The sequence below is a fragment of the Terriglobales bacterium genome, assembly GCA_035457425.1.
In the GTDB taxonomy this organism is placed as follows: domain Bacteria; phylum Acidobacteriota; class Terriglobia; order Terriglobales; family Acidobacteriaceae; genus JACPNR01.
On sequence record DATIBR010000179.1, the window covers coordinates 23,798 to 31,587 of the forward strand.

Sequence of the window (7,790 nt, forward strand, 5' to 3'; positions counted from 1 at the left end):
CAAACAGGGGACAAGCAGCAGGGAATCAGATGGTTACGCGGTGGAGGTGAAGGAGTACTTCAGCTGGAAGTCTTGGCGGTGGCCATGCCGCCTGTGGAAAACCGCGCGCGCAGCGCGGGCAGGGTCCACTGGGCGATGCGGAAGACCATGAGCACGGCAAGGATGGCGGCGTACATCGCCGGCTTGCGGATGTCGGACTTCACCAGCCACCAGTAGTGCACCACGCCCGCCAGCGCGCTCAGGTAGACGAGCCGATGGAGCCACTGCCAGTTCTTTCCGCCGAGCCGGCGGATCCAGCCGGCGGTCGAGGTGATGGCCAGCGGCAGCATGAGCACCAGCGCGGTGAAGCCGGCGGTGATGAAGGGGCGCTTGGCGATGTCGGGCAGGATCTCGGCGAAGTGGAACTCTTTGTCGAACCAGAGGTAGGTCGTCAGGTGTGCGAGCCCGTAGAAGAACGCGAACAGTCCCAGCATGCGGCGGTACTGGACGAGCACCGGCATCCGCAGCAGCTTGCGCAGCGGAGTGACCGCGAGCGTGAACATGAGGAAGCGGATGGTCCAGTCGCCGGTGGCGTGCGTGAGGTACTCGAGCGGGTTGACGCCGAGGTCGGGCTCGGCGCCGTGCGTCGTCCCCCAGAAGCGGTAGGCGAGTTCGGCGGCCGGCGCGAGGCAGAGCAGGAACAGCAGGATCTTCGACCAGCGGAAGCGCAGCCGTGCCATCAGTAATACTTCCGCAGGTCCATGCCGGCGTAGAGCGAGGCGACCTGGTCGCCGTAGCCGTTGAACATGAGCGTGGGCCGCCGCTTGAACTCACCGATGCGGCGCTCGTCCTTCTGGCTCCAGCGCGGATGGTCGACCGTGGGATTCACGTTGGAGTAGAAGCCGTACTCGTTGGGCGCGGAGGTGTTCCACGAAGTGTTCGGCTCCTTCTCGACGAACCTCACCTTCACGATGGACTTGCAGCTCTTGAAGCCGTACTTCCACGGGATGATGGTGCGGACGGGCGCGCCGTTCTGGTTGGGCAGCACCTCGCCGTAGAGGCCGAAGCACAGCAGCGCGAGGGGGTGCATGGCTTCGTCCATGCGCAGGCCCTCGACGTAGGGCCAGTCGAGCACGGGCGTGTTGACGCCCGGCATCATCTGCTTGTCGTTGAGCGTGACGAACTGCACGTACTTCGCCTTCGACGTGGGCTCGCACTGCTTGATGAACTCGGAGAGCGAGTAGCCGACCCACGGCATCACCATCGACCAGCCTTCGACGCAGCGGTGGCGGTAGATGCGCTCCTCGAGCGGCGCGAGCTTCAGCAGTTGGTCGATGTCGAAGGTCTTCGGCTTCTTCACCTGGCCTTCGACGGCGACGGTCCACGGCCGCGTCTTGAGGCGCCAGGCGTTCGCGGCGGGGTCCTCCTTGTCGGTGCCGAACTCGTAGAAGTTGTTGTAGGTGGTGATCTGCTTGAAGGTGTTCGGGGTCTCGGTGGTGCTGAGCGCGGGGTTTCTCGTGAAGCTGAGCTTTGCTCCGGCCTGCGCGGATTCCGGGGAGGCCAGTTCCGCGATCTTGTTGCAAGCGACCGCGCCCAGCGCCAGCGCGCCGGCCGCCATGAACTTGCGGCGGTCGAGATAGGTCTGCTTCGGCGTGATCTCCGACGACGGGATGCCGGCGGCCTTCTTGATCAGCATGGACGCACCCTTCCGCAGGACGTACGTGCCCTTCGCCTGTTTAGATTCTGCCGCGGTCGAAAAGTTACGGACTATCGAGCCGCCGTCAGGACCTTCTGGACCAGGGGCCAGAGGTCGTCGACCATCTTCTCGGTGGTGGCCTTCGCGTTCTTGTCGAACTTCTTTTTCTGGCCTTCGTAATTCTTCTTCACCAGCTTGAAGAACTCCTCGCGGAACTCCTTGGCATTCATCTTCTCGCGCGAGGCCCAGAGCGACCACTGCACGATGCTGTCGAGCGAGTGGATCTGCGAACCGAGTTGGCGCATGGCTGCGAGCTTATTGGCCGTTTCCATGACCTTCAAGCTCGGCGCCATCTTCTGCATGTCGCCGGCATCGGCGAACTTGTAATTCGTCTTGGCATGCGGTGCGAGCTTGTGAAGTTCCAGGCAGTAGCCCCGGAGCGTGAAGACGACCTCCTGGGCGCTGGGGGGAACGTAGTACATGGCGCCGGGAAAGTAGTCATCGCCCGCGCCCTGCGCCGGTGGCATCTCGCCGAAGCCGCCTTCCGCCATCATGACCTGGAAGTCCTTGAGCGGCGGCATCCCGCTGCCGAGCAGAATGCCCTTGAGGACGCGACCGACGTATCCCTTCGGCTCGAGCACCGAGCCCGCCGGTATCTGGATGTTGAGCGGGCAGTCCGTGAGGTTCTTGACGCGCACGTCGAACACCTGCCCCGTCGAGGTGCCGCGACCGACGATGTCGTAATCGATGACGTTGTCGAGGATGACGCGCGCCTGTCCCGAGTGGCCGGGACCGCTCTGGGTGATGGCATTCTGGAGGCCGAGAGTGATGGTCTCGTAACTGCAGATCGCCGGGTTGCGGACGCCCGACTGCGTGAGCTGGGGTCGTGACTGGCGCGTCGAGGCGGTCTGCGGATTGGCGTTGGCGTAGAAGTCGGAACAGGAGTTCTGCGGACATTCGCAAGCGCCCTGCGAACACTCCTCGGGCTGCGGGTCGCCGAACCGTGGCGGTGTGGGAGGCATGCCGCGCTTCACCCAAGTCCACTGGCCAGGCAGCACCACCACGCCTTCGATGATCTCGGGATCGATGCTGCGCACGGCGACGCTGTGGTCGCGCGCCTTCACCAGGGTGCCGTCGATCAGGTAGTCGGCGATGGTGGGCTGGTCGGGCCGGCTCTTGTCGGGCATCGCGCCGGGAACCAGGTTGATGAGGTCGGCGACGTTGCGGCGCGAGGCCGGGACGTTCTCGAGTTCCTTTTCGCTGACCGTACCGACCACCTGCGCCGTCTCGACGTCCACCGTGGTCCCGAGCACGCCGATGACGGCGGTCGGGGTGCGCACCTGGAAGCCGCCGCCCTGTTTCTTGATGGGTACCACGTTGGCGCGCGCCTTGCCGTAGAGCATCTCGATGATGGTCTGGTTCGACTGCGGGTCGTGCTTGATGACGCGCAGCTCGCTGTGCGCGCCGATGGAGAGCATGGAGCCGTCGTCCATGGCGACGCGCATGCGGCCGGCGTCATTGGTGCGGAGGATGTCGTTCCACTCGACCGTGTCGGCCTTCTTCGCTTCGTTCGTAGCGGAGCCGCGGTTGATGAAGCCCGCGGGGATCAGGCGGTCGACTTTGCCGACACTCTGCTGGGCGTGCGCCGCGGCGGCGCCGGCAAGAAGCAGGACGAGGGCGATAGACAGGCGGCGCATCAAGGCCTCCGTAGTCGAGGTTTCGGAAGGGGGAGCGCAATCGTATGACGGCGGAGGCTATTCGTCAAAGCCCAGGAGCACCGGCTCGGGGTCCAGGTCGATCTCCCAGGTGCTGCGGACGCGCTGCTGGATCTCGTCCTTGAGCGCCAGGATCTGAGCCGCCGTCGCGCCGCCGCGGTTCACGATGGCCAGGCTGTGCTTGGACGAGATGCCGACCGCGCCCCGCGCATAGCCTTTCTGGAAACCGGACTGCTCCACCAGCCACGCGGCCGAGAGCTTGATGCCCTCCGGCGTGGAAAAGCGTGGCGGTGTCAGGCCGCGCTGCTCGGCCAGCTTCAGCAGGCGCGCGTCGGTCGCCGCATCCACGATGGGGTTCTTGAAGAACGAGCCCGCGCTGCGGCAGTCCGGGTCGCCCTCGACGATGAGCATCGCCTTCGAGTGCCGTATCTGGCGCACGGCTTCGCGGACTTCGCCGAGCGAAGGCCGCTCATTCTTGCCGGCAAAGTGCTTCTTCAGGTCGGCGTACTCGAGCATCGGCGTGCCGCCGGGGATGAGCGCGTAGGTAACCATGAGCACGACGAACCGCCCGCGTTCGCTGGTGTTGAAGATCGAGGTGCGGTAACCGAAGCCGCAAGCCTCCGCGCACAGGTCGCGGATGGCCCCGCGCTGCATGTCGAAGACCTGCACGGAGACGATGCTGTCGGAGACTTCCTGGCCGTAGGCGCCGACGTTCTGCACCGGGGTGCCGCCGACCGTGCCGGGAATGCCGGCCATGCACTCCACGCCGGCGCACTCGCGCGCGACGGCGTGCGCGACGAAGCGGTCCCAGTCCTCGCCTGCGCCCGCCTCGAAGACGCGCTTGCCATCTTCCATCCGGTCATCCAGGCCGGGGATGGCGATACGCAGGACCAGTCCGTGAAAGCCGGCGTCGGCGACGAGCAGGTTGCTGCCGCCGCCCATCACGAACAGGCGCCAGTTGTTGGCGCGCGCGGTGTCGACCGCCTGGAGGACTTCCTGCGGCGTCCGCGCCTCGGCGAACCAGCGCGCCGGCCCGCCGACCTGGAAGGTGGTCAGCGGGGCGAGCGGCACCTGTTCGCGGATTTCCACGCTTGCAAGTATCAATTACAAGTTAGAAATTACAAATCACAAATCCATGATCGAGCTCTGCCCCACCGACCGTCTCTTCGTGCTGACCGGCGCCGGCGTCAGCGCCGAGAGCGGCCTGCCGACCTTTCGCGGCGCGGGCGGCGTGTGGCGCACGCATCGCGCCACCGACCTGGCGACGCCCGAGGCCTTCGCGCGCGACCCCGAGACGGTGTGGCAGTTCTATTCGTGGCGCAGGGAAGTGCACAACACCTGCCAGCCGAACGCGGCGCATCGCGCGCTCGCCGAGTTGGAGCGCCGGATGAGCGGCCGGATGTACCTGTGCACGCAGAACGTGGACGAGCTGCACGAGCGCGGCGGTTCCCAGCGCGTGGTGCACATGCACGGGCAGCTCTTCCGCAGCCGGTGCTCGCGCTGCGACCGCGGGCCCTTCGAGGACCGCGGCGTCTACCAGTCGCTTGCGGAGGTGCCGTGCTGCGACTGCGGCGCCATCATCCGGCCGCACGTCTGCTGGTTCGGGGAGACGCCGTACTTCATGGACGAGATCCTCCGCGCGCTCGAACGGGCGACCGTCTTCGTCACCATCGGGAGCTCGGGCGTGGTGGAGCCGGCGGCAAGCTTCGCCGGCATCGCGCGGCATCGCGGCGCGCGCACGTATTATCTCGGCCCGGAAGAGCCGGCGAACGCTCATGCCTTCGACCGGTGCTTCGAGGGGACGGCGACGGAGCTGGTGCCGACGCTTTTTCAGCCCTCTTAAATCACGAGAAACGAGAAATCAGAAACGAGAAACTCACTGCCGCGGGGGCTTGCGCAGCATGAAGTTCTTGATGGCGATCTGGCGCGGCTCGCGCCCGACCGGGATCATCGTGAGCAGCACCGGCGGGATGCCGGCGCCGGCGCCGACGCGCGTGCGCACCACCGCGACCTCGCCCGCCTCGGTGTCGCAGACCAGCAGGTAAGTCTGGTTGGGCGTGAGCGCCAGCGCGTCGGGCTTGGCGCCGACCGGCACCGAGTAGACCACGCGGCCGTTCTCGATGGAGAACACCGCGACTGAATCGGAGCCGAAGTTCGCCACGTAGAGCAGGCTGTTGTCGCTGGTGACGACGCCGCGCACCGGGTTCGTCCCGATCAGGTAGGTCCCGCCGACCTCGTTCGTCGTCGTGTTGATGTCGGAGATGGACTGCGCCTCGAAGTTGTGCACGAAGAGCTGGCCGCCGTCAGGCTTGAGCGTCAGGCTGATGGGCGTCCTGCCGACGTCGAGCAGCGTGAGTAGCACGCCCTTCTCGTAGTCGACGGCGGCGACCTGGTTCGACGCCGAGCACGAAACGAAAGCCTTGGGCGCGTAGGGCACGATGGCGACCTGCTCGGGCGCCTGGCATACCGGGATGGTCGCGCGGACCGCGAGCGTCTTCGTGTCGATGATGGAGACGGAATTTCCTTCGCGATTGCTGACGACGACGGTGCCGCCGTCGGGCGAGACGCGCGCCACGTCGGGCCGCGCTCCCACGCCGATGGTCGCGAGCACGCGGTGCTGCTCGAGGTCGAGCACGCTCACATTCGCCGACCCAGCGTTGGCGACGTAGGCGCGCTTGCCGTCCTGCGAGACGTCGATGAAGTAAGGGTGCCCATGCACGCCGATGGTGTGGGTCACGGTGCTGGTCTCGGCGTCAATCACGCTCACGTTCGCCGAGTCTGTGTTGACGACGTACACCTCGTTCTTCACCGGGTTGACGGCCACGCCCGTCGGGCTCTTGCCCACGGGAATGTTCTTCTCGACCCGGAAGTGCAGCAGGTCGATGACGCTGACCGTGTCGGCGGCGCCGTTCGTCACGTAGGCGAACTCGCGGTAGGCGGGCGGATAGTTGGGGAGCTTGGGGTCGCAGCCGAGGACCAGGAGTGCGAACCCTCCCACCAGGGTCATCCTGAGGAGCCCGGCGCGGCGGGCGAGCGCGCGCTTTCTCCGGCGTGCGAGCAGCGACGAAGGACCTTGATGTTGGGAACACCCAGGTGCTTCGAGACCCATACCCCGGCTGGTGAAAACGCCAGGGCCCCTCGGTCTCTCAGCATGACCCGTCATAATTTGTGTGCTGTCTAGCGGACTGCGGCGACTGCCTGCTGGGCCGGGACGCTGCGCTTCACGACGGCGGCGATCTGGCGGATCTGGCTCATCAGATCGTCGAACTGGTCGGGGAAGATGGACTGCATGCCGTCGGAGAGCGCGCGGTCGGGGTCGTTGTGCACCTCGACGATCAGGCCGTCGGCGCCGACGGCGACCGCGGCGCGCGAGAGCGGCAGGACCTTGTTGCGCTTGCCGGTGCCGTGGCTCGGGTCCACGACGATGGGGAGGTGGCTGAGCCGCTGCACCGCGGGGACGAGCGAGAGATCGAGCGTGTTGCGGGTGTGGTCGGCGAAAGTGCGCACGCCGCGCTCGCACAGGATCACGTTGTAGTTGCCCTCGGCCATGATGTACTCGGCCGCCATCAGGAACTCTTCCAGCGTCGCCGACATGCCGCGCTTGAGCAGCACCGGCTTCTTGGAGCGGCCGGCTTTCTTGAGCAGCGAGAAGTTCTGCATGTTGCGCGCGCCGATCTGCACGACGTCGGCGTATTCCTCGACCAGGTCGAGCGACTCGTGGTCGATGGCCTCGGTCACGATGACCAGTCCGAACTTCTGCCGGACGTCGGCCATGATGCGCAGGCCCTCTTCCCCGAGCCCCTGGAACGAATACGGGGAAGTGCGGGGCTTGTAGGCGCCGCCGCGGAAGAACTTCGCGCCCGCGCGGCGCACGCGCTCGGCGATTGCGAACGCCTGCTCGCGGCTCTCGATGGCGCACGGCCCGGCCATAATGGCCAGCTCCTTGCCTCCGACCGAGGCGTCGAGCGCGGGGAAGCGGATGATCGTGTTCTCTTCCTTGATGTCGCGGCTGACGAGCTTGTAGGGCTTGGTGACGCGGATGACCTCGCCCACGCCCGCCATGTCGTCGAACACGCCGGTCTCGACCGCGCCTTCGTTGCCGGTGATGCCGATGGCGGTGCGGCTCGCGCCCGGGATGGGGTGCGGCTTCAGGCCGAGCGACTGGACTTTTTCGCAGACCGCGCGCACCTGCTCTTCGGTGGCGTGCGCCTGCATCACGATCAGCATGGGTAGGGGCTCCGGAAACGGTAGTTTAGCAGAGGTGTTAACCGGGCAGGCACTAAGGGGATCGCTGTTCAAAACCCGTCGTCGGCTTTCGGTCGTCGGCCGTCGGCCACGAACGGGGTGGGCGAGGACCGGCAGCCGACGACCGACGACCTGATAAAATCAAGGATTCACCC

Annotated in this window: 7 protein-coding genes; 1 reads left to right on the forward strand and 6 read right to left on the reverse strand. The window is 66.2% G+C overall.

Annotated elements, in window-relative coordinates; all coding sequences use genetic code 11:
• Window positions 1–59: 59 nt before the first annotated feature.
• The 4 genes from VLA96_13705 to VLA96_13720 form a co-directional block, all read right to left on the reverse strand.
• The gene (locus VLA96_13705) at window positions 60–719 is read right to left on the reverse strand and encodes a protein-methionine-sulfoxide reductase heme-binding subunit MsrQ (protein ID HSE50257.1); all 660 of its coding nucleotides are present in this window, start codon (window positions 717–719) and stop codon (window positions 60–62) included.
• Window positions 719–1,675: a protein-methionine-sulfoxide reductase catalytic subunit MsrP gene (gene msrP / locus VLA96_13710; protein ID HSE50258.1), complete on the reverse strand. Its 957-nt coding sequence runs from the start codon at window positions 1,673–1,675 to the stop codon at window positions 719–721. Before msrP ends, VLA96_13705 begins: the two co-directional genes overlap by 1 nt.
• Window positions 1,676–1,746: 71 nt before the next feature.
• The gene (locus VLA96_13715; protein HSE50259.1) at window positions 1,747–3,372 is read right to left on the reverse strand and encodes a FecR domain-containing protein; all 1,626 of its coding nucleotides are present in this window, start codon (window positions 3,370–3,372) and stop codon (window positions 1,747–1,749) included.
• A gap of 57 nt (window positions 3,373–3,429) precedes the next feature.
• Entirely contained in the window at window positions 3,430–4,479 is a 1,050-nt protein-coding gene (locus VLA96_13720) for a UDP-N-acetylmuramate dehydrogenase (protein ID HSE50260.1), read from the reverse strand.
• 46 nt (window positions 4,480–4,525) lie between these two features.
• On the opposite strand from VLA96_13720, the gene VLA96_13725 reads away from it, so the two are divergent.
• Window positions 4,526–5,233 carry an NAD-dependent deacylase gene (locus VLA96_13725; GenBank protein ID HSE50261.1) on the forward strand — a complete coding sequence of 236 codons (708 nt, stop codon included), beginning with the start codon at window positions 4,526–4,528 and terminating at the stop codon, window positions 5,231–5,233.
• A gap of 33 nt (window positions 5,234–5,266) precedes the next feature.
• On the opposite strand, the gene VLA96_13730 is transcribed toward VLA96_13725, so the two are convergent.
• Together VLA96_13730 and aroF are read right to left on the reverse strand one after the other, a co-directional pair.
• Entirely contained in the window at window positions 5,267–6,388 is a 1,122-nt protein-coding gene (locus VLA96_13730; GenBank protein ID HSE50262.1) for a beta-propeller fold lactonase family protein, read from the reverse strand.
• A gap of 179 nt (window positions 6,389–6,567) precedes the next feature.
• A complete protein-coding gene (aroF, locus tag VLA96_13735) occupies window positions 6,568–7,617 on the reverse strand; it encodes a 3-deoxy-7-phosphoheptulonate synthase (GenBank protein HSE50263.1) in 1,050 nt (349 codons plus the stop codon).
• Window positions 7,618–7,790: the final 173 nt, after the last annotated feature.